Below are 252 nucleotides of genomic sequence, written 5' to 3'. Positions count from 1 at the left end.
GGCTAAATCGCGGCTCNACGGNCCGGTGCCCCTTTTACACGGCGGACGCCGGCTCGCGTTAATGACTCATTACGGATGTGTCTGCGGTGTCGGGCGTTGATGATGGCGGCATCATCGTTTGTTGGACCGGCGGTCGTGTGTTGATGATGGTGGCATCATCGTTTGTTGAACCGGTGGTTGTGTGTTGATGATACGACGGCGGTATCTCTGGTCATCGCAATCAGCATCCTATGCATGTCACGACTGTGAGTT

This window comes from Bordetella tumbae (genome assembly GCF_965139195.1).
Taxonomy (GTDB): Bacteria; Pseudomonadota; Gammaproteobacteria; order Burkholderiales; family Burkholderiaceae_B; genus Bordetella_A; species Bordetella_A tumbae.
The sequence above is the reverse complement of the archived record's forward strand: the minus strand, read 5'-3'. Positions refer to the sequence as shown.